Origin of the sequence: Mesorhizobium sp. M1050 (genome assembly GCF_040318715.1) — a bacterium.
Lineage (GTDB): Bacteria > Pseudomonadota > Alphaproteobacteria > Rhizobiales > Rhizobiaceae > Mesorhizobium.
In genome coordinates this window covers 19,946-41,227 of sequence record NZ_JAMYMV010000023.1, presented here as the reverse complement: position 1 = coordinate 41,227, position 21,282 = coordinate 19,946, and the positions used below count along the sequence as shown (strand labels likewise).

Annotated in this window: 19 protein-coding genes; 6 read left to right on the top strand and 13 right to left on the bottom strand. The window is 62.5% G+C overall.

All coding sequences use genetic code 11. The annotated features are described in order from the left end of the window. Positions 1 to 226: 226 nt before the first annotated feature. The 6 genes from NKH57_RS15145 to NKH57_RS15120 all read right to left on the bottom strand — a co-directional run bounded on the left by NKH57_RS15145 (position 227) and on the right by NKH57_RS15120 (position 8,318). Positions 227 to 1,066: an alkaline phosphatase family protein gene (locus tag NKH57_RS15145; RefSeq protein ID WP_352945138.1), complete on the bottom strand. Its 840-nt coding sequence runs from the start codon at positions 1,064 to 1,066 to the stop codon at positions 227 to 229. Between the two features lie 60 nt (positions 1,067 to 1,126). Beyond that, the gene (locus NKH57_RS15140) at positions 1,127 to 2,782 is read right to left on the bottom strand and encodes an ABC transporter ATP-binding protein (protein WP_023761414.1); all 1,656 of its coding nucleotides are present in this window, start codon (positions 2,780 to 2,782) and stop codon (positions 1,127 to 1,129) included. Beyond that, on the bottom strand, positions 2,782 to 3,606 hold the full coding sequence (locus tag NKH57_RS15135) for an ABC transporter permease (RefSeq protein WP_352487669.1): 825 nt from the start codon (positions 3,604 to 3,606) through the stop codon (positions 2,782 to 2,784). The genes NKH57_RS15140 and NKH57_RS15135 overlap by 1 nt, the downstream gene beginning before the upstream one ends. Positions 3,607 to 3,615: 9 nt before the next feature. Further along, positions 3,616 to 4,575: an ABC transporter permease gene (locus tag NKH57_RS15130; protein WP_023761416.1), complete on the bottom strand. Its 960-nt coding sequence runs from the start codon at positions 4,573 to 4,575 to the stop codon at positions 3,616 to 3,618. A gap of 16 nt (positions 4,576 to 4,591) precedes the next feature. Further along, positions 4,592 to 6,178: an ABC transporter substrate-binding protein gene (locus NKH57_RS15125; protein WP_023761417.1), complete on the bottom strand. Its 1,587-nt coding sequence runs from the start codon at positions 6,176 to 6,178 to the stop codon at positions 4,592 to 4,594. Positions 6,179 to 6,332: 154 nt separating this feature from the next. Next, complete coding sequence (locus tag NKH57_RS15120; RefSeq protein ID WP_352945136.1) at positions 6,333 to 8,318, bottom strand: CocE/NonD family hydrolase; 1,986 nt, start codon at positions 8,316 to 8,318, stop codon at positions 6,333 to 6,335. Positions 8,319 to 8,498: 180 nt separating this feature from the next. On the opposite strand from NKH57_RS15120, the gene NKH57_RS15115 reads away from it, so the two are divergent. Together NKH57_RS15115 and NKH57_RS15110 are read left to right on the top strand one after the other, a co-directional pair. Next, a complete protein-coding gene (locus tag NKH57_RS15115; RefSeq protein WP_023761419.1) occupies positions 8,499 to 8,753 on the top strand; it encodes a BrnT family toxin in 255 nt (84 codons plus the stop codon). After that, the gene (locus NKH57_RS15110) at positions 8,740 to 9,051 is read left to right on the top strand and encodes a BrnA antitoxin family protein (RefSeq protein WP_352945134.1); all 312 of its coding nucleotides are present in this window, start codon (positions 8,740 to 8,742) and stop codon (positions 9,049 to 9,051) included. The genes NKH57_RS15115 and NKH57_RS15110 overlap by 14 nt, the downstream gene beginning before the upstream one ends. Before the next feature lie 9 nt (positions 9,052 to 9,060). Here NKH57_RS15110 and NKH57_RS15105 read toward each other — a convergent pair whose 3' ends face one another. The 4 genes from NKH57_RS15105 to puuE form a co-directional block, all read right to left on the bottom strand. Continuing rightward, positions 9,061 to 9,654, bottom strand: a complete 594-nt coding sequence (locus NKH57_RS15105) for a nucleoside deaminase (RefSeq protein WP_352945132.1) — start codon at positions 9,652 to 9,654, stop codon at positions 9,061 to 9,063. A 67-nt stretch (positions 9,655 to 9,721) separates the two neighbouring features. Further along, positions 9,722 to 10,213 carry an ureidoglycolate lyase gene (locus NKH57_RS15100; RefSeq protein ID WP_352945130.1) on the bottom strand — a complete coding sequence of 164 codons (492 nt, stop codon included), beginning with the start codon at positions 10,211 to 10,213 and terminating at the stop codon, positions 9,722 to 9,724. Next, the gene (locus NKH57_RS15095) at positions 10,210 to 11,073 is read right to left on the bottom strand and encodes a bifunctional allantoicase/(S)-ureidoglycine aminohydrolase (protein ID WP_352945128.1); all 864 of its coding nucleotides are present in this window, start codon (positions 11,071 to 11,073) and stop codon (positions 10,210 to 10,212) included. Before NKH57_RS15095 ends, NKH57_RS15100 begins: the two co-directional genes overlap by 4 nt. A 10-nt stretch (positions 11,074 to 11,083) precedes the next feature. Beyond that, positions 11,084 to 12,502 carry an allantoinase PuuE gene (gene puuE / locus NKH57_RS15090; protein ID WP_352945126.1) on the bottom strand — a complete coding sequence of 473 codons (1,419 nt, stop codon included), beginning with the start codon at positions 12,500 to 12,502 and terminating at the stop codon, positions 11,084 to 11,086. Positions 12,503 to 12,706: 204 nt separating this feature from the next. On the opposite strand from puuE, the gene uraH reads away from it, so the two are divergent. The 4 genes from uraH to xdhC all read left to right on the top strand — a co-directional run bounded on the left by uraH (position 12,707) and on the right by xdhC (position 17,858). Beyond that, a complete protein-coding gene (gene uraH / locus NKH57_RS15085) occupies positions 12,707 to 13,081 on the top strand; it encodes a hydroxyisourate hydrolase (protein WP_352727217.1) in 375 nt (124 codons plus the stop codon). Between the two features lie 3 nt (positions 13,082 to 13,084). Further along, the gene (xdhA, locus tag NKH57_RS15080) at positions 13,085 to 14,560 is read left to right on the top strand and encodes a xanthine dehydrogenase small subunit (protein ID WP_352945124.1); all 1,476 of its coding nucleotides are present in this window, start codon (positions 13,085 to 13,087) and stop codon (positions 14,558 to 14,560) included. Further along, positions 14,560 to 16,905 carry a xanthine dehydrogenase molybdopterin binding subunit gene (gene xdhB / locus NKH57_RS15075; RefSeq protein WP_352945122.1) on the top strand — a complete coding sequence of 782 codons (2,346 nt, stop codon included), beginning with the start codon at positions 14,560 to 14,562 and terminating at the stop codon, positions 16,903 to 16,905. Before xdhA ends, xdhB begins: the two co-directional genes overlap by 1 nt. A 74-nt stretch (positions 16,906 to 16,979) precedes the next feature. Further along, complete coding sequence (xdhC, locus tag NKH57_RS15070; protein ID WP_352727351.1) at positions 16,980 to 17,858, top strand: xanthine dehydrogenase accessory protein XdhC; 879 nt, start codon at positions 16,980 to 16,982, stop codon at positions 17,856 to 17,858. 58 nt (positions 17,859 to 17,916) lie between these two features. Here the strand turns inward: xdhC and NKH57_RS15065 are convergent, their stop codons facing one another. The 3 genes from NKH57_RS15065 to NKH57_RS15055 all read right to left on the bottom strand — a co-directional run bounded on the left by NKH57_RS15065 (position 17,917) and on the right by NKH57_RS15055 (position 21,179). After that, positions 17,917 to 19,176 carry an LLM class flavin-dependent oxidoreductase gene (locus tag NKH57_RS15065; RefSeq protein ID WP_352603268.1) on the bottom strand — a complete coding sequence of 420 codons (1,260 nt, stop codon included), beginning with the start codon at positions 19,174 to 19,176 and terminating at the stop codon, positions 17,917 to 17,919. Further along, positions 19,173 to 20,156 (bottom strand): LLM class flavin-dependent oxidoreductase, encoded by a 984-nt coding sequence (locus NKH57_RS15060; protein ID WP_352945120.1) that lies wholly within the window; start codon positions 20,154 to 20,156, stop codon positions 19,173 to 19,175. Before NKH57_RS15060 ends, NKH57_RS15065 begins: the two co-directional genes overlap by 4 nt. 102 nt (positions 20,157 to 20,258) lie before the next feature. Next, on the bottom strand, positions 20,259 to 21,179 hold the full coding sequence (locus NKH57_RS15055; RefSeq protein ID WP_023761430.1) for a LysR family transcriptional regulator: 921 nt from the start codon (positions 21,177 to 21,179) through the stop codon (positions 20,259 to 20,261). Between the last annotated feature and the right edge of the window lie 103 nt (positions 21,180 to 21,282).

Sequence of the window (21,282 nt, the reverse complement as noted above, 5' to 3'; positions counted from 1 at the left end):
CTGGCTCCTGTCTGCTCTGTCGCTGATCGATCCAAAAAGGTTCATCCTCCGCCAAGGAATTTCGGAGGCTAGCCGAAGAGCGAGGCGGTTGCCAGAGCATCCCTTCTGCCCGTCATTTACCGGGGAGGTGAGACGTGGTCCGCGCAGCGGACGAAAAGCCAATTGCTTGGCTTTTGGAACGACGAATGCCGGCAGGTGGGAGGGGGGCGCCGACGTCGCGTCCACATCACCCCAAAAACGATTTCGCCTTCATCGTCGCCGGAACTGGCACGCCGAGACGGCTTAAGATTGTCGGCGCCAGCTGCAGCTGGTCGAGCAATGTGTCGGCCTGCGGTCCCTTGCCGGGTCCAAAATAATACAACGCGAAATCCTGCATCTCGTCGCCATGGCCACCATGATGGCCGCGGTCGGTCTGGCCGTGATCGGCGGTGACCATGACCTCGTAGCCGGCTTCGATCCAGCGCGGCAAGAAGGCAGCCAGCATACCGTCCATCGCATAGACGGCGTGGTCCATCTCGTGGCAGTCATGGCCGAAGCGGTGCCCCATCGAATCCAGCGTGCAGGTGTGCAGGATGCCGTAGTCGATGCCGTGGCGCCTGATCAGCATGGTCAGCGTCGCGAACAGGTCGATGTCGCTCGGCGTCATCTGGTTGCAGCCATTGTAGCCGGTCATGGTGTGGAAGCGGCCATGCGTGATCGGCCCGCCCGGCTCGTCGAATTCCATGTCCTCGACCAGGTCGAAGGGGTAGGCGCGGAAGAATTCCGACCAGTAGGAATGCGTGACGGCACCCGTCTTGCCGCCGGCCTTGCTGACTTCGGAGAAGATGTCGGGCTGCGCGACGCGAAACCGGTTCTCGTTGGACAAGATGCCGTGCACCTGGGGCGAAACTCCGGTATGGATCGAGGCATAGCAGCAGGCCGAGGTCGACGGCAGCACGGAACGCATCTTCCAGACCCGCGCCTCGCCCGATTGCACCCAGCCTTCGAGATTGCCCATCAGCCGGCGCCAGTTCCCGTAGGGAACGCCGTCGAGGATGATCAGCAACAGTTTTGTCGCGAGCGCCATGGGCGACTCCGAAAGGCTTTGTCGTTGAAGGATGGTTTCGCGGCTTATGCCACGAATTCCCTAGTTCCCCGCACTGGCCATGCGCCGCCCCTTGATCGCCTTTTCCAACCAACCGATCTCCATCTCGGGAACCGAGGAAAGCAGCAGGTCGGTATAGGCGTCGAAAGGCGGGGCCAGCACCTTGCTCTTCGGGCCGTAGCGCACCACCTCGCCGCGGTACATCACCGCGATCGAATCGGCGATCGACTTCACCGTGGCCAGGTCATGCGTGATGAAGAGATAGGCGACGTTCTCCTCCTTCTGCAGCTCGAGCAGCAGTTCGAGGATGCCGTGTGCCACCAGCGGATCGAGTGCCGAGGTCACCTCGTCGCAGATGATCAGCTTCGGCTTGGCGGCAAGTGAGCGGGCGATGCAGACGCGCTGTTTCTGGCCGCCGGAAAGCTCGGCCGGATAACGGTCGGAGAAGCCTTTGCCCATCTCGATCTTGTCGAGCAGTTCGGCGACGCGTCTGTCGCGCTCGCGGCCGCGTATGCCGAAATAGAATTCGAGCGGCCGGCCGATGATGGTGCCGACGGTCTGACGCGGGTTCATCGCCACGTCGGCCATCTGATAGATCATCTGCAATTGCCGCAGGTCCTCCTTCGGCCGGTCGGCCAGCCGGTTTGCCAGCGGACGCCCGTCGAAGGTGACGGTCCCTTCTTCGGGTGGCAAGAGCCCGGTGATGGCGCGCGCCAGCGTCGACTTGCCGGAACCCGACTCGCCGACGACGGCCAGCGTCTGGCCCGGATAGATGTCGACCGAGACGTTCTTCAGCACCTTGATATGGCTGCGGCCATAAGCGGCGGTGACGTTCTTCACCGACAGGAACGGCGTCGTGCCGGGCTTCTGTTCGGCGTGTTCGATCTCATGCACCGACACCAGCGCGTTGGTGTACTCCTGGCGCGGCTCCTTGATGATCTGCCTTGTGCCGCCCCATTCGACCAGTCGGCCATGGCGCAACACCATGATCTCGTCGGAGACCTGGGCGACGACGGCAAGGTCGTGCGTGATGTAGAGTGCCGCCACATGGGTGTCGCGAATGGCGTCCTTGATCGCCGCCAGCACGTCGATCTGGGTCGTCACGTCGAGCGCCGTGGTCGGCTCGTCGAAGACGATCAGGTCGGGCTCGGAACACAGCGCCATCGCCGTCATCACGCGCTGCAGCTGGCCGCCCGAGACCTGGTGCGGAAAGCGTTCGCCGATGGTTTCGGGGTTCGGTAGGCTGAGCTTCCTGAACAGCGCGACGGCGCGCTTTTCGGCCTCGGCGCGCGTCGCCGTGCCGTGCAGCAGCGTGGCTTCCACCACCTGGTCCATCAGCCTATGCGCCGGGTTGAAGGCGGCCGCCGCTGACTGAGCGACATAGCAGACCTCGCGGCCGCGCAGCTTGCGAAAACCGTCCTTGCCGCCCTTGAGGATGTCGCGGCCGTTCAGGATGACCTCGCCGCCGGTGATGCGCACACCACCGCGCCCATAGCCCATCGACGACAGGCCGATCGTCGACTTGCCGGCGCCGGATTCGCCGATCAGGCCAAGCACCTTGCCCTTCTCGAGCGTCAACGAGACATCGTGCACCAGCACGATATTCTTCGGCGGTTCGCCGGGTGGGAAGACGGTCGCCTCGATGCGCAGATTGCGGATGTCGAGCAGCACGCCGGGTTTCGCTTTGCTCTCTGCCATCACCCGCGTCCTCCCTTCAGGCTTGTCGTCCGGTTGAGCACCCAGTCCGCAACCAGGTTGACCGAAATCGCGAGCATGGCGATCGCTGCCGCCGGGATCAGCGCTGCCCCGATGCCGAAGACGATGCCGTCCTTGTTTTCCTTGACCATGCCGCCCCAGTCGGCGTCAGGCGGTTGCACGCCAAGACCGAGGAAGGACAGCGTCGACAGGAACAGCACCGCATAGATGAAGCGCAGGCCGAGTTCCGAAACCAGCGGCGACAGTGCGTTGGGCAGGATCTCGCGGAAGATGATCCAGGCGCTGCCTTCGCCGCGCAGCTTCGCCGCCTCGACATAGTCCATGACGTTGATGTCGACGGCGACCGCGCGGGACAGGCGATAGACACGGGTCGAGTCGAGAATGCCCATGACCAGGATCAGTGTCACCAGGTTGGTCGGCAGCACGGATAGCACGACAAGGCCCATGATCAGCGTCGGGATCGACATCAAGAGATCGACAAGGCGCGACAGCAGCGTATCGAACCAGCCGCCGAACACCGCCGCCGAGAAGCCAAGGATGGCGCCGAGCGAGAACGACAGCGCGGTGGCCAGCACTGCGATGAACAGCGTGATGCGCGCGCCGTAGATCATTCGCGACAGCAGATCGCGGCCGAGATTGTCGGTGCCCAGCCAATGCGCCGCCGACATAGGCTCCCAGACATCGCCGACGATCTCGCCATTGTCATGCGGTGAGATCCAGGGCGCGAAGATAGCCGCCAGAACGAACAGTGCGGTTAGTATTATGCCGACCAGCGCGGGAATGGGGATGCGTTTGATATCGAGCATGCCCGCCCCCTATTTCGGATGTCGGAGACGCGGATTGGCGACGATCGCCGCTATGTCCGCAATGATGTTCAGGCTTATGTAGACAGCGGCGAAGATCAGCCCGACCGCCTGCACCACCGGAACGTCGCGTTTGGTGACGTGGTCGACGAGATACTGACCCATACCCGGATAAACGAAGATCACCTCGACAACGACGACGCCGACGATCAGGTAGGCGAGGTTGAGCATGACGACGTTGATGATCGGCGCGATGGCGTTGGGGAAGGCGTGCTTGCGGATGACGTTGAAGGCCGACAGGCCCTTCAGTTCCGCCGTCTCGACATAGGCCGACTGCATGACGTTGAGGATCGCCGCGCGCGTCATACGCATCATGTGGGCGAGCACGACCAGCGTCAACGCCGTCGCCGGCAGCGTGATCGCCTGCATCCGTTCCCCGAAGGGCATGCCGTCATAGACGGTCGAGATGCCGGGGAAGATCTGCCACTTCACCGCGAAGAAGTAGACGAGCACATAGCCGATGAAGAATTCAGGAAAGGAGGTCGAGGCGAGCGCCAATCCGGAGATCAGCTTGTCGACCCAGCCATTGCGGTAGCGGACCGCGATAAGGCCGAGGATGATCGCCAGCGGTACGGCGACAATCGCCGCCCAGAAGGCTAGGAACAGCGTGTTCCAAAGCCGGCCCTTGATAGATGTCGCGATGTCTTGGCCGCTCGACATGGCCGTACCCAGGTCGCCCGTCACCACTCCGCCGAGCCAGTGGAAATACCTGATATAGGCCGGCTCGTTCAGCCCGAGCTGCTCACGCAGATTGGCTAGCGACTCCGGCGTCGCCGACTGCCCGAGAATGGCTTGCGCGACATCGCCGGGCAGAATCTGTGTGCCGGCGAAGATCAGGACCGAAACGGCCAACAAGAGGAGAATGCCCAGCGCAACGCGCTGGGCAATCAGTTTCAGGATGGGTGAAGACATATCCGCAAAGCCGGGCTCAGGCCTGCAGCCAGCACTTCGCCAAAGCGTAACCGTTCATCAGTTCCTGATGCGGATCGTCGATCCAGCCATCGACCTTGGCTCCGGTCGCGTCGATGAACTGGTTGAACATCGGCAAGATCAGGCCGCCTTCGTCGCGCACCATGACAGCCATATCGTGGTACATCTGCTTGCGCTTGGCCTCATCGAGCTCGGCGCGAGCCGCGAGCACCAGCTTGTCGAAATCGGGGCGCAGGAAACGCGTGTCGTTCCAGTCGGCGGTCGACAGATAGGCGGTCGAATACATCTGGTCCTGCGTCGAGCGGCCGCCCCAGTAGGAAGCGCAGAAGGGCTGCTTGTTCCAGACCTCGTTCCAATAGCCGTCACCGGGTTCGCGCTTGAGCTCGATCTTGATGCCGGCCTTGGCCGCGCTCTGCTGGAAGAGCTGGGAGGCGTCGACGGCGCCCGGGAAGGCGACGTCGGAGGTCCTCAGCAACACGGTGCCGTCATGGCCCGATTTCTTGTAATGGAACTTGGCCTTGTCGGGGTCGTACTTGCGCTGCTCGATCTCGGTGAACAGCGGATAGGATGAATTGATCGGGAAGTCGTTGCCCAGCGAGCCGTAGCCGCGCAGCACCTTGTTCAGCATCTCCTCGCGGTCGATCGCCAGCTTCAGCGCCATGCGCAGATCGTTGTTGTCGAACGGCGCCGTGTTGCAATGCATGATGAACACGTAGTGGCCGGGACCGGCGTGATTGCGGATGGTGACGCCCGGCAGACGCTTGATCAGGTCGACGATCTTCGGCTCGACGCGGTTGATCATGTTGACCTGGCCGCCCTGCAGGGCCGCGGTGCGCGCCGTCGCATCGTTGATAACGATGACTTCTATCTGGTCGGCATGGCCCATCTTGTCGCCTTGCCAATAGTTGGCAAAGCGCTCGCCGCCATGGCGCACGCCAGGCTCGTTGGTCTTGACCACGTATGGGCCGGCCGAAATACCGGCATCGGGCTTATCCTTGCCGCCGTTCGGCTGGACGATCAGGTGATAGTCGCTAAGCAAGTAGGGAAGGTCGGCGTTCGCCTCCTTCAGCGTCAGCACCACTTCCTTGCCGCTGGCCTTGATGGTTTCGATGCCCTTCATGTAGCCGAGCGCGCCGGACTTCGACTTTTCGTCCGAATGGCGCTCCAGCGTGGCGGCAACGTCTTCGGCGGTCACGGTCTTGCCGTTGTGGAATTCGACGCCGTCACGGATCTTCAGCGTCCACACCTTGGCGTCGTCCGACGAGCCGATCTCCTCGGCGATGCGGTTCTCGAGCTTGCCCTCCGGCGACAGCTCGACGATCATTTCGCCCCAGCACTTGCCGAAGGCGAACGGCACCTGCGTCATCATCAGCGCCGGATCGAGGCTGTTGGTGGATTCACCGCCGACCAGGCCGGCCTTCAGCGTGCCGCCCTTGACAGGGCCAGCCGCACGCGCGGCACTTGAAAGCAGCGAGTTGGCGAAGGGCGCGGTGACGCCGAGCGCTGCCGCCCGGCCGAGAAAATCACGACGGCTCAGTTTGCCCGACGCAACGCGCCGGCTAAGGTATTCCAGTTCATTCGACATTTTGAGTTCCTCACTCTGTTGGTTCGACTCTGCGGTCGTTTTTCTTGTTTCTTGTGAGGAGAATAATGACCGCAAGGGAAAGCGGTAAGCAAGACCGAATGCGACATGCCGTGGCGTAAATCGTACGTCGCAATTGGATCAACGAACTCGGCGTTCAAACAAGCGCGCGCGGTATCTTCTCGTCGAAATTGCGCTCGAAAACGAGCTTTTCGCCCTCATAGGCCTCGATTCTGGCGTTGATGATGAAGTTTTGCGCGTCCGATCGCATTTCGGCAGACGTTTCGGTGCGCACGGACCATTCATTTCGCGACAGGGTCTGCGTCCAATGCGTTTTCCCCGAGGCCGACAGCGGATCGTCGGGATGGATCGTCCAGGTCTCGCGGGCGATGCTGCCATTGGCAAGGCCGTGATCGAGATCGCGCACCTCGCCGAAATCATCAACGATGGAAAGGGTGACAATTCCGGTCTTCTCGTCGCGATCGACGTGGCGCTCGGAATTGGTTGCGCGGATCGTTTCTGTCTCCCAGGGAGAGGCGCCTTCTGGCTCGGCGAACGTCACTTCGTCGCCCGTCGCCAGCGGCCGCAACGGCAGGGACAGCGTCGCGGTCGACAGGGAGAGTTGGACAGGCTCCGGCGACGGCCAGATCATCGGCCAATAGGCGTTCGAAACGGCAACACGCAGGCGGTGGCCGGCGGGCACGCGGTAGGCGCATTGATCGAGCACGACGCGGGCCGACACCGTTTCACCCGGCACCAGCGCTTCCGGGAATTCGTGCGAATTGCGATGCGCCAGATTGAGTACGCCATAAGAGATCAGCTCGGAGGCACCGTCGGAATGCACGTCGCAAAGCCGCACCGCGATGTTGGCCTGCGGACGATCGGAGGATAGTCGCATCTCGACTTCGGGCGCTCCGACGATGTCGATTGCTTCACCGAGTTCGGGCTGGTCGAAGCACACCGACAGCGCATCATCGGCGCGCTGGTCGCCTGGCAGTTCCGGGCCGAAGGTGAACGGAAAATACTCGCCGCCAGCCAGGCCGCAGCTTTGCGGCGAGGCGACGATCGCGGGGTTGCCGCCCTCGGCGATAAGCTCGATCGATTGCGTCTCGATGTTGGCCGATGGCCATTGCTGTTCGGCAACCCAGCGGCCCGGCCGCTCGGGATGCCAGCGTGCCGGACGGACGCTGTCCATGACATAGGCGCGGTAGGCGGGGTCGGCCTCGACGCCTGTGTCGATATCCTTCAGCCAGCGGTCCCACCAGCGCAACGTCTCCTGCAGGAAGCCGATGGCGGGCTTGGGCCCGGCGTAATGCGGGTATTTGTGGATCCACGGCCCGATGATGCCCTTGACCGGCGCTTCGATGTTGCTGGCCAGATGCGAAACCGTGTTGCGGTAGCCGTCATGCCAGCCGCCGATCGACAGCACCGCGGCCTTGACGGTGGAAAAGTCCTCGCAGATCGAGCCGCGCTTCCAGTAGGCGTCGCGGTGCTGGTGTCTCAGCCACAGCGGCGCCAGGAAGGGCTGGTTCTCCAGCCGGGTCAGCCACAGATCCCGCCACCTGTTGTCGCCGGCCAGCAGCGGATCCGGCGGCCGTGATGAATAGGAGAGCATGGTCGAAGCCCAGCCGAAATTCTCGATCAAAAGGCAGCCGCCCTTGTAATGGATGTCGTCGGCATAGCGATCGACGGTCGAGCACAGGCTGATCACCGCCTTCAGTGCCGGCGGCTGCTTGGCCGCGACCTGCAGGCAGTTGAAGCCGCCCCAGGAAATGCCCATCATGCCGACATTGCCGTTGCACCAGGGTTGGCTTGCAGCCCAGGCGATGACGTCGCATGCATCCTGCAATTCCTGCTCGGAATACTCGTCGTCCATCAGCCCTTCGGAATCGCCATTGCCACGCATGTCGACGCGGATCGAGGCATAGCCGTGGCCGGCGAAATACGGATGCGTCAGCTGATCGCGGAAGATGGTGCCGTCGCGCTTGCGGTAGGGCAGATGCTCAAGGATCGCCGGCACCGGGTCATCATCGGCATCTTCCGGCATCCAGACCCGCGCCGACAGCCGGCAGCCATCCGGCATGACGATGGCCATGTCCGGAAATTCGACGACCTTGCGGGGAAAATCGGTGACGGTTTTCATGCGAGCTCTCCAGGATGTCAGTGACGCATGAAACGCGTACGTCACGAAGTCAAACGGGCGACGGCCCGTGTCGCCGACACGACGTTTGACGGGACCGTTCGACTTTCCATCTTGCGTTATCTCACTAATTTATGTATTACGTTTATTCGCTTAGGCTTGATGCATTGAGGACAATCTCGACTGAAGATCGTTTGGGATGAGCCAAAGCGCGTGACGAACCTCGAAAGCCGAGGTCTGGACTTTGCCGAACTCGATATCGAGTTTTTTGCGACTTCAACCGTCCTCCCGGCCAAGGCCGGCCGACTCAAGGCGATTGGCGAATTCGGAGAGATCATTCTCGCCGTGATCTTTAAGCCGCTTGGTTCCGAAGCGATTTCGGTAATCTCGATGCGTCGTGCCAGCCGAAAGGAAAGGTCAGTATATGAGCAATCCTAAATCGCATGTTCGACCGCTTACCAATGAGGAGGAAGCGGAAATTCAAAGACAAATTGCCGCTGATCCCGATGATGCGGAGGCGACCGACGAAGAGGTGGCGCAAGCCAAGCCTTTCGCGGAAGTGTTTCCAGAACTTTTCGAGAGCATAAGGCGCTCTCCTGGCCGGCCGACCGTGGAGAAGCCGAAGCAAGTTGTGTCCATCCGCCTGGATCAGGATGTCGTCAGAAAATTCAAGGCCACCGGCAAGGGTTGGCAAGCCAGGATAAATGAAGTGCTGAAGAAAGCGAAAGTTGGCTAGGCATCCGCGTCAATTCAGCGGAATGTCGTTCTCATCCTTGCTCGCCTGGTAGGCGCCTGACAACTCGTCATAACGGGCCGAGATATTGCCTATGCGCGTCTCCAGTCGCTGGCGCTCGACCTCGGGCAGCGATCGCACCAGTCGACGGATCGAAAAACTCTTCCAGTAGGCGTTCTCTGCATTGTAGCCGCCGGGATCGAGGGTGAAGACCTCTTTCAGGATCTTCAAATCATGCGGGATGGCGAAGCTGTCGCGCGAATCCTCGTGTGAAAAGAGGTAGTAGAAATTGTCGAAACCGGTCCAGGTGATCGCCGAAAGGCACAGCGAGCATGGCTCGTGGGTGGCGATGAAGATGGCGTCCTTGGTGTCGACGCGCTCTGCCTTCGGCATTTCGTAGAAGCGCTTCAGGCAATGCACCTCGCCATGCCAGAGCGGGTTTTCCATTTCGTTGTTGGTTTCGGCCAGCACCAGCGAACGGTCGTCCTTCCTCAGGATTGCCGCGCCGAATAGCTTGTTGCCATGGGCGACACCTTCGGCCGTCTTCGGCACGATGTCGTGCTCGATGACGTCGAGCAGGCGGTCGATCAGCGAAATATCGGTCATTACGGGGTCTCCTGCTGCACGTCGCCCAATAGTGCCCCCGGTTTTGGGGTAGCGACATGCGCAAAAATCAGGGGAGATGGATCTCGTAGGCGTGCGAGAAATGGAATTCCTCGAGATTGGGGCCGTCGCCACCCCGGTCGACGATCAGGAAATCCTGCGGCTCGCCGAGCGGCGTCAGCACGCCATGCCAGAGATTGCGCCGGTAATTGATCCCTTGTCCGGGGGCAGTGATAAAGGCATGAGGCTCTTCCGGTCCCTCATCTCCATCATGGCAGACAACGACCAGGAACGGGCGTGGCGACAACGGAATGAACGCCTGGCTGCCGAACGGGTGGCGCTCGACCATCGTCAGCTTCAGAGGCAATTCATAGGGCGTGCCGCGCACCATCGAGATCAGCACGCGGGCGTTCGGCCCGGTCGCCTCGGCGGTAGCGAGATCGTGGTAGCGCTCGGCCCTGCCGCCATTGATCGGGTAATGGTTGTCGCCGCCCATGTCGATGACGTCGCCAAATGGGGCAAAGTTCTCGCGGGTCAGCGGCTGCGCGACGATACGGGTCACCGCGCGCGACCGCCAATATCAGCCCCGCCGAGCTTGGCATGGCGGTTGACGTCCTTGTAGAGCAAATAGCGGAATCTGCCTGGACCGCCGGCATAGCAGGCCTGCGGGCAGAAGGCGCGCAGCCACATATAGTCGCCGGCCTCGACCTCAACCCAATCCTGATTGAGGCGATAGACCGCCTTGCCTTCCAGCACATAGAGACCGTGCTCCATGACATGGGTCTCGGCGAAGGGAATGACTGCACCGGGCTCCAGCGTCACGATGGTCATGTGCATGTCGTGGCGCAAATCGGTAGGATCGACGAAACGTGTCGTCGCCCAGCGGCCCTCCGTACCGGGCATCGGCGTTGGCGCGATCTCCTGCTCGTTGGTGAAGAAGGCTTCGGGCGCATCGAGACCGTCGACCACCTCGTAGGCCTTGCGAATCCAATGGAAGCGGACATCGGCCTTGCTGTCGTTGCGAACCGTCCAGCCGCTGGCCGGCGGCAGGAAGGCAAATCCACCGGGCCGCAACACGTGCTTCTTGCCGGCAAGCAGAACCGTCAATTCGCCCTCGACCACGAACAGGGCAGCTTCGGCGCCGGCATCGGGTTCCGGCCGGTCGCTGCCGCCGCCGGGCGCGACCTCGACAATGTACTGCGAGAACGTCTCGGCAAAACCGGACAGCGGTCGCGACAAGATCCAGACGCGGGTCTTGTCCCAGAACGGCAGAGCGCTGGTGACGATGTCCTGCATCACGCCCCTGGGGATGACGGCATAGGCCTCGGTGAAGACGGCGCGGCCCGTCAAAAGCTCGCTCTGGCCGGGGTGGCCGCCATGCGGTGCGTAATAGGTTCGCTCGGGCATCCTGATCGTATCCATGGGTTCAAACCTATTGCGGAAGCATGTCCTTGAGGCGGAGCAGCGCGATGCGCTCGACCTGTTTGCAGGCGGTCTCGAATTCGACGCCGCGGCTGTTGCCGATGCGCGTCTCGAATTCGGCGAGGATTTCCTCCTTGGTCTTGCCCTTCACCGCGATGATGAAGGGGAAGCCGAAGGTGGTGACGTAAGCGGCGTTGAGCTTGGAGAACAGCTCGCGCTCCTTGTCCGTCAACGCGTCCAGCCCTGCAGAGGCCTGTTCCCTGGTCGACTCCGCCGTCAGCCGCTTGGCCTTGGCCAGCTTGCCGGCAAGGTCGGGATGGGCATTGAGCACGGAAAGCCGCTCGGTCTCGCTGGCGGAGCGGAAGATACGGCAGAGCGCATTGTGCAGGCCGCCGGCGGAGTCATGCGCCGGGCCCAGTTCCAGTTCATGGGCGCGTTCTGCGATCCAGGGCGAATGCTCGAACACGCCACCGAACGTATGGACGAAGGTCTCGAATTCCATCTTGGATGGCCTGAGTACCGCCGGCTTGTAGGGATGGTTCTGCTGCCAGTGCCTGGCGATATCGATGCGCCGCGCCAGCCAGACCTTGTCATGCGATTTGACATAATCGACGAAGCGCTTCAGAGCCGCGATGCGACCCGGACGGCCGACGAGGCGGCAATGCAGGCCGATGTTCATCATGCGCGGCCGGCCGGCCTTGCCTTCAGCGTAGAGCGTGTCGAAACTGTCCTTGAGATAGGCAAAGAACTGGTCGCCCGAATTGAATCCTTGCGGCGTCGCGAAGCGCATATCGTTGGCGTCGAGCGTATAGGGGATGATGAGCTGCGTGCCGCCTGCGTGCTCGAACCAGTAGGGCAATTCGTCGTCATAGGTGTCCGACACGTAGTCGAAGCCACCCTCTTCCGCCACAATCCGCACCGTGTTGACCGATGTGCGGCCCGTGTACCAGCCAGTCGGTCGCTGCCCGGTCACCTCATAGTGCAGGCGGATCGCTGCTTCGAGGTCGCGACGCTCATCTTCGGCGCTATGGTCGCGGTAGTCGATCCATTTCAGTCCGTGCGAGGCGATTTCCCAGCCGGCTTCCTGCATGGCCGTGACCTGGTCGGGCGAACGGGCGAGCGCGGTGGCGACCCCGTAGCAGGTGATCGGTACCTCAGCCTCCGTGAACAGTCGGAGCAGCCGCCAGAAGCCGGCGCGAGCGCCATATTCGTAGATTGATTCCATGTTCCAGTGACGCTGGCCCACCCAGGGCGCCGCGCCGACGATTTCCGACAGAAAGGCTTCCGACGCCTTGTCGCCATGCAGCAAGCAGTTCTCGCCACCCTCTTCGTAGTTGACGACGAACTGCACGGCGACATGCGCACCATCAGGCCATTTCGGATCCGGCGGATTGGCTCCGTAGCCGCGCATGTCTCTGGTGTATCGCATCGTCCCTCCTGCCGGGCATGGCCCGAAGTTTGGTGAGAATATCGAAAGGGCTGCCTAGGCATTCCCCCGAAAATTTTTGAAAGTGTTTTTGTCGCACTCCGCTCGACCGGGACTTATGCATCGCCTTTAATTGGCGCACAATTCACTGTTGATACTTGATCGTACCGGGCCAAATTCGCTCGTACCGGAAATGGGAGGCGGCCAATGGCAGAAACGTCGAAAGCCGATGGCGGGCGTCTGACGACCCATGTCCTCGACACGGCGACCGGCAAGCCGGCGGCGGGACTGTCGATCGCGCTCTACCATCTCCATGGCGAAACACGGACACATTTGAAGACTGTCATCACCAATGCTGACGGCCGTTGCGACGCCCCCCTGCTTGCCGGCGCGGAGTTTCGCACCGGCGAATACGAACTGGTCTTTGCCGCGGGCGACTATTTGCGCCAGCAGGGACTGAGCATGCCGAAGCCCGCCTTTCTCGATGTGATCCCGATCCGCTTCGGCATGGCCGAGCCGGTACACTACCATGTACCGCTGCTCGTCTCGCCCTATGGTTATTCGACCTACAGAGGGAGCTGAGGCATGGTCAATATCCGAAACGAAATACGCTTCATCCTCAATGGCAGGGATGTCGTGCTTTCGACGGTGGCGTCCGATGCGATCTTGCTCGACTGGCTGCGGCTCGACCGCTCGCTGCGCGGCACCAAGGAAGGCTGCGCCGAAGGCGATTGTGGGGCCTGCACGGTGTTGGTAGGGAAACTATCGGCTGGCGGATTGGTCTACGAAACCGTCAATGCCTGCATACGCTTCCTCGGCTCGCTGGACGGCACCCATGTCGTGACCGTCGAGCATTTGCGTGGGTCACCCGGGCAGTTGCACCCGGTCCAGCAGGCGATGGTCGATTTCCACGGCTCGCAATGCGGCTTCTGCACGCCGGGTTTCGTCATGTCGCTCTATGGCCTGTGGATGAGATCATCAGATCCGTCGAACGCGGCAATCGAAAAGGCGTTGCAGGGCAACCTCTGCCGTTGCACCGGCTACGAGGCGATCATGCGCGCGGCGCATGCCATCTCCAGCTACGGCAAGGTGGCGAAGGACCCGCTGGCTGCCGAGCGCAAGGCGATCACCGCAAGGCTGGAGGCCATGCACGACGGTGCGAGGGTCGAGATCGGCGCCGGCAAGGCACGGCTTGTCGTGCCGGCCAATGTCGACGATTTCGCCGCTGTGCTGGACGAGGAGCCCGGCGCCACCATCGTTGCCGGCTCGACCGATGTCGGCCTGTGGGTGACCAAGCACATGCGCGAAATTTCGCCGGCCATTTTCATCGGCAATCTCGACGGGCTTTGCACCATCTCGGAAGACAACGGCGTCATTTCGATCGGCGCCGGCGTCACCTACACCGAGGCATTCTCGACGCTCGCCAGACGCATCCCGGCGCTGGGGCCGCTGTTCGACCGCATCGGTGGCGAGCAGGTGCGCAACATGGGCACTATCGGCGGCAACATCGCCAACGGCTCGCCGATCGGCGACACACCACCGCCCTTGATCGCTCTCGGCGCGCGGCTGACGCTGCGCAAGGGCAACAAGCGGCGCACGATCCCGCTGGAAGCCTTCTTCATTGCTTATGGCAAGCAGGACCGGCAGCCGGGCGAGTTCGTCGAGGCCGTACATGTGCCGGTTCCTGCCAAGGGCACAAAATTCGCCGTCCACAAGATCACCAAGCGCCGCGACGAGGACATCACGGCAGCCCTCGGCGCTTTCTTCCTGACGCTGGCCGGGGATGGCACGGTCGCGGATGTGCGCATCGCCTATGGCGGCATGGCGGCGACGCCGAAGCGTGCGTCTTCTGTGGAAAAAGCACTGCTTGGCAAGCCGTGGACCGAACAGACGGTGGAAGTGGCGATGGCCGGATATGCCGAGGATTTCACGCCGCTGACCGACATGCGGGCGAGCGCAGAATACCGGGCGCTGGCGGCGAAGAACCTGCTGTTGCGCTTCTTTGCAGAGACGAGCGGCACCAAGGCGCCGGTCCAGGTTTCGAGGCACGAGGCGGCATGATGAACAAGCACGCAGCGCCCAACCCTAGGGCTGAAAAGATTGCCGGTGGCGTCGCCACCGATCAGCGCCATGATTCCGCGCACAAGCATGTCGCCGGCACCGCCGTCTACATTGACGACATGCCGGAACCGGCCGGTACGCTGCATGGCTGCCTGGGGCTTTCGGCTGCAACACATGCCACCATCACCAGCATAGATCTCTCGGCGGTGCGTACGGCGCCCGGCGTTGTCGACGTGCTGACGGCCAAGGATGTGCCGGGCGAAAACGACATTTCGCCGACCGGCCGCCACGACGAGCCGGTGCTGGCCGATGGCAAGGTGCAATTCTACGGCCAGCCGATCTTTTGCGTCATTGCCGAAACGCGCGAGCAGGCGCGCCGCGCCACCAGGTTGGCCAAGGTCGAATACAAGGAGTTGCCTTTCGTCACCGACATCGGCGCGCTTGATCCGAAGAAGGACAAGCTCGTCACGCCGCCGCTGACCCTGAAGCGCGGCGATGCCGCTAAAGCGATCGAAAAGGCGCCGCGTCGGCTCAAAGGACAGATGCGCATCGGCGGCCAGGAGCATTTCTATCTCGAAGGCCACATAGCGATGGCCATTCCCGGCGAGGACCAGGACGTCACCATCTATTCCTCGACCCAGCATCCGAGCGAAATCCAGCACATGGTCAGCCACGCGCTCGGCGTGCCGAGCAACGCCGTTACGGTGGAAATCCGCCGCATGGGCGGCGGCTTCGGCGGCAAGGAGACGCAAGGCAACCAGTTTGCGGCATTGGCCGCGATCGCCGCGAAGAAGCACCATCGCGCCGTGAAGATCCGGCCCGACCGCGACGACGACATGATCGCCACCGGCAAGCGTCACGATTTCCTGGTCGACTATGAGGTCGGCTTCGACAATGAGGGCAACATCCTCGGTGTCGATTTCATGTTCGCGGCGCGCTGCGGCTTTTCGTCGGACCTTTCCGGCCCGGTGACCGATCGCGCGCTGTTCCACTGCGACAACACCTATTTCTGGCCGGCGGTGCATGCGCAGTCGGCGCCGCTCTACACCAACACCGTGTCGAACACTGCCTTCCGTGGTTTCGGCGGCCCGCAAGGCATGGTTGGCGCCGAGCGCGTCATCGACGAGGTGGCTTTTGCCGTCGGTAAGGACCCGCTCGAAATCCGCAAGAAGAATTTCTACGGCACATCAGACCGCAACGTCACGCCCTACCACCAGACGGTCGAGGACAACATCATCCAGCGCATCGTCGCCGAACTGGAGGAGAGCGCCAGCTATGCGCGGCGGCGGCGCGAAATATCGGCCTTCAACGCCAATAGCCGCTTCATCAAACGCGGCCTGGCGTTGACGCCGGTCAAGTTCGGCATTTCCTTCACTGCCACCCACTACAATCAGGCTGGCGCGCTGGTGCATGTCTACACCGACGGTTCGGTGCATCTGAACCATGGCGGCACTGAGATGGGGCAGGGCCTCTACGTCAAAGTGGCGCAAGTGGTGGCGGAAGAGTTCCAGATCGACCTCGACCAGGTAAAGATCACCGCGACGACGACCGGCAAGGTGCCGAACACCTCGGCCACGGCGGCGTCGTCTGGTTCCGACCTCAACGGCATGGCGGCGCGGAATGGCGCTCGCCAGATCAAGGATCGGCTGACCGATTTCGCCGCCGAAAAATATCAGGTACCGCGCGACCAGGTGTTGTTCCTGCCCAACCGGGTGCGCGTCGGCAACCAGGAGATCGCCTTCGCCGACCTCGTCAAGCAGGCCTATATGGCGCGCATCCAGCTTTCGGCGGCGGGGTTCTACAAGACGCCGAAAATCCACTGGAACCGCGACAAGGGCGAGGGCCGCCCCTTTTACTACTTCGCCTATGGCGCCTCGTGCTCGGAGGTCTCGGTCGACACGCTGACCGGTGAATACGTGGTCGAGCGCACCGACATTCTGCATGACTGTGGCCGGTCGCTGAACCGGGCCATCGACATCGGCCAGATCGAGGGCGGCTTCATCCAGGGCATGGGCTGGCTGACGACGGAAGAACTGTGGTGGGACGACAAAGGCCGGCTGCGCACCCATGCGCCGTCGACCTACAAGATTCCGCTCGCCTCCGATCGGCCGAAGATTTTCAACGTCACCCTGGCCGACTGGCCGGAAGCGGGTGAGCCGACCATCCACCGCTCCAAGGCGGTCGGCGAGCCGCCGTTCCCGCTCGGCATGTCGGTGCTGCACGCCCTGTCGGATGCGGTGGCGAGCGTCGCCGACAACAGGATCTGTCCGCGCCTCGACGCGCCGGCGACCCCGGAGCGGGTTCTAATGGCGATCGAGCGGTTGAAGTCCGCGGCGAAGGCCTGATTCTGGCGCCAGGGCCGGCAATGCGTGCAATTCAGGCCGAAAAACCCTATGTTTCCCGCACGGGAACGCGAATGATGAATTCGAAAGTGCAAAGCCTCAAAGACTTCCTTGCTGGTCAAGGCCGCATCGCTTTGGTCGAGGTCGCCGGCACGAAAGGGTCGACGCCACGCGAGAAGGGCGCGCTCATGCTCGTCTCGCAATCGGCAATCCTGGGCACGATCGGCGGCGGTCAGCTCGAATACATGGCCATCGACAAAGCCAGGCAGATGCTTTTCTCCCCCTCAAGGGGGGAGAGACGCCGCGCCGCGACCCTCGACGTCCCGCTAGGCCCCGAGATCGGCCAATGCTGCGGCGGGCGGGTCGAAGTGCTGATCCGGCTGGTGGATGCGGCGCTCGCCGCCGAATTGGTCGCGGCTGCGGAAGCCGAGGAGGCACAGCTGCCGCATGTCTATATCTTCGGCGGCGGCCATGTCGGCCAGGCGCTGGCGTCGACGATCGCACTTCTTCCCGTGTATGGCGTCGTCATCGAGACGCGGGCCGAGGCGCTGGAAGGCATGCCGGAAACCGTCGAGACCCGGCTGACGCCGATACCGGAAGCTATGGTGCGCGATGCTCCTGCGGGGGCCGCCTTCGCCATCCTCACCCACGACCACGCGCTGGATTTCCTGATCGTGGCCGAAGCGCTGAAACGCGGCGACGCCGCCTATGTCGGCATGATCGGGTCGAAGACCAAGAAAGCGACGTTCAAGAACTGGTTCCTGAAATCGGCGGATGGCAGCGAGGCGGAATTTGCCCGCCTCATTTCGCCGATCGGCGGCGACGCCGTCAAGGACAAGCGGCCGCAAGTCATCGCGGCGCTTGCGGCGGCCGAGATCATGACGGCGCTGGTCATGCACGCCGCGGCGCCGAATGCTGGTCAACAAGTCCCGCACGAGAAGGCGATAGCCGGCTAAGTTTTGCCGGACAGATATTCGGTTTCAATCGCCCGAAAATCCGTTTGCTCGACGCATCTCAACGGGGTCGTTTCAGCCCCAGATGGTCGCGCAGTGTGCGACCCTCATAGTCGATGCGGAACAGGCCGCGCCGCTGCAGTTCCGGCACGACCAGCGTCGCAAAGGCATCGAGCTCTCCGGGGAAATACGAGGGCATGACGTTGAAGCCGTCGGCCGCACCGCCCTCGAACCGCGCCTGCAACTCGTCGGCGATTTGGGCGGCTGTGCCGACAATGCGCCAATGGCCGCGGGCGCCGGCGAAATGGCGGGCAAGCTGGCGGATGGAAAGGTTGTCGCGGCGAGACTGCTCGATCACCAGTGCTTGCCGGCTTTTCATCCCCTCGCTCTCCGGTAATTCCGGCAGCGGCCCCTCGATCGGATAGCGCCACAGATCGGAGATGCTGAGATAGCTGGAAAGCAGCGCCACGCCGACATCGTCGGGGATCAGCTCCTGCAATTCCGCGTATTTCTCCTGGGCCTCTGCCTCGGTCTCCGCCACCACTGGCGCTACGCCGGGCATGATCTTGATGTCGCCCGGCTCACGCTCATAGGCCGCCATGCGTCCCTTGAGATCGTCATAAAAGGCTTTCGCTTCCTCGAACGTCTGCGCGGCCGTGAACACCACGTCTGCGGTGCGGGCGGCGAGGTCGCGGCCGACCTCAGAGGCGCCGGCCTGGACCATGACCGGCGCGCCCTGCGACGAACGCGGCAAGTCGAGCGGATCCCGCACCGAAAAGCTTTGGCTGGCATGACTGGAAGCTTCATCGAGCTTGCCGTGCCAAAGCCCGGCGACCACTTCGGCGAACTCCCGCGCCCGTTCGTAGCGGTCGGCATGGGGCTTGAGGCCCGTCGAGCCGAAATTGGCTGCTTCGATGGGACTGGCCGAGGTGACCAGGTTCCAGCCGGCCCGACCGCCACTTAAATGGTCGAGCGACAGAAAGGCCCTCGCCAGCCCGTAAGGCTCGTTGTAGCTGGTCGACGCGGTCGAGACGAGGCCGATGCGGCTGGTCTGGGCGGCTAGCGCCGAAAGCAGGCTGATCGGCTCGAAACCGATTGAGCGCGACGTTTGGCTGGCGATGTCGATATTTGCTTCGCGCAGGCCGGCAGCGTCCTCGCAGAACACCATGTCGAATTTCGCCGCCTCCGCCGTACGTGCCAGCTGGATGTAATGGTCGATGTCGATTCCGGCGGTCACGTGGGCCTTGGGGTGGCGCCAGGCGGCGATGTGGTGCCCTGTCGCCCATAGGAAGGCGCCGAGCTTCATCTGGCGAGCGGTCATTGGCCACCTCCGCCGGCAAGCCCGAGATGCGAGCGCAAGGTTGCGCCGCGATAGCTCTGTCGAAAAAGGCCGCGCCGCCGCAAAGCCGGCAAGACCAGACCGAAGAAATCGTCGAGCGCGGAAAGCTGTGCCGGCATTTGGATGTTGAACCCGTCGCAGCTTGGTGTGCGGAATTCTTCTTCCAAGCTATCGGTGACGGCAGCCGGCTTACTATCGGCGATAGACGCGACGTTCCTCAGCACCTTCACGGCATCCGGGTCGCGTCCGCAGGCGGCAACACGGCGCCTCAGTTCGTCATAGTTTGCTTTCGCACTCTCGATCGGTCCGTCGCCCAGCAGGATCACATCGGCGGCGCGAGCGACAATATCCAGATCGGGCTCCGACGGATCCGACAAGACAAGCACCGGCGTGTCCTGCGGCGACCGTGCGACGTTCAGCGGTCCGCGCACGGAGAAGAACTCGCCCTGATGGTCAAGAAAGTGCATCTTTTCGGGGTCGTGGAAGCGGCCTCCGCTTTGGTCGAACAGCAGTGCGTCCGCATCCCAGCCCTGCCACAGGCCCTGAACGATGCCGATATATTCCTGCGTGCGACGGCGAAGATCGTCGCCGGAAAAGCCTTCGGGCCGGCTGAAATTGGCGGCCTCGCGTGGCGCCTGCGTCATGGTCGCGTTCCAGCCGGCGCGGCCATGGCTGATGATGTCGAGCGAGGCAAAACGGCGCGCCAGATTGTAGGGCTGGTGGGCAATTGTCGAGGCTGCGGCAACGAGGCCGATCCTGCTCGTCACTGTCGCCAGTGCGGCGATGAGCGTCGTCGCTTCGAAGGGACTGCTGGACGGCTCGCCGCTCGCCAATGAGTCGGAGATAACGACCATGTCGATACCTGCCGCCTCGGCCTTTCGCACGAAGCCGGCTATCTCACTGAATGTCGGGCCGGTCTGCCCTGCGGTGGAAGCGATGTTGAGCGAAACGGCGAGATGCATTCTGCTGTCCATTTGGCTATCAGCGATAGCGTGCAGCCATTCGGCTACCAACCTAGGCTGGCTTTCGCCCAGGGCAACTGCCCCGGATGGGCCATGAGGCCATCACTTGCCGGCCAGGAGATCGTTGATCAGCCGCTGGCAGCGTTCGGCCATGAAGTCGAGCAGCAGCCGCACTTTCGGATCCTGCAGCTTCTTGTGCGGATAAACGGCGGCGAACTGCACCGGCGTCGGCGGAGTGTTGCTCAGGATCACTTTCAGGCGCTGGTCGCGGATAAACGGCTCGACCTCGAAGCGCGGCTTGTTGATAATGCCACGCCCCGACAGCGCCCAGCTGGTCAACACGTCGCCATCGTCGGTGTCGTAGGGGCCGTGCACTTCGAATTTCTGCGGGCCTGCGGGTGTCTGCAGCGTCCACACATATTCGCGCGCGCCGGAGTAGCGCAGCATCAGGCAGTCGTGTTTCTTGCCGATCAGCTCCTGTGGCTCCAACGGTTCGCCGCGCGCCTCTAGGTATTTCGGCGCCGCCACCAGCACGCGCTCGCATTCCATGATGCCACGCATTCTGAGGCTGGAATCCTCGATGATGCCGAGCCGGAAGGCGACGTCGATGCCCTCCTTCATGATGTCGACATTGTGGTCCGAAAGCCTGAGCCGCACCTCGATATCAGGGTATTTGTCGTGGAAATCGGGTATGCCCGAAGCCACCAGCCGGCGGCCGAGACCCAAAGGTGCCGTGACACGGATGGTACCGCGGGGCTGGCCGGAAAGGGCCGAGACAGCCGCTTCGGCCTCGGTGATCGCCTCCAGCACCTGCTTGGCACCTGAATAAAAAACCGTGCCGTGTTCGGTCGGCATCAATTGCCGCGTGGTGCGGTTGAAAAGCCGCACGCCAAGATGTTTCTCCAACTCCTTGATGCGGTTGGAGGCCACCGCCGGCGAAATGCGCATGTCGCGCCCGGCGGCCGACAGATTGCCGAGTTCGACGACGCGGACGAAGACGGCGATGTTGTCGAGATAGGCCATGCGGAGCACTTTCGCCGGTTTGCAGCGATAAGCCTAGTATTTTCCATTTTTTTTTGAAAGTCATCGTGCACCTCGCCCCTTTTCGTTTGCGCTCCAGCCCGTA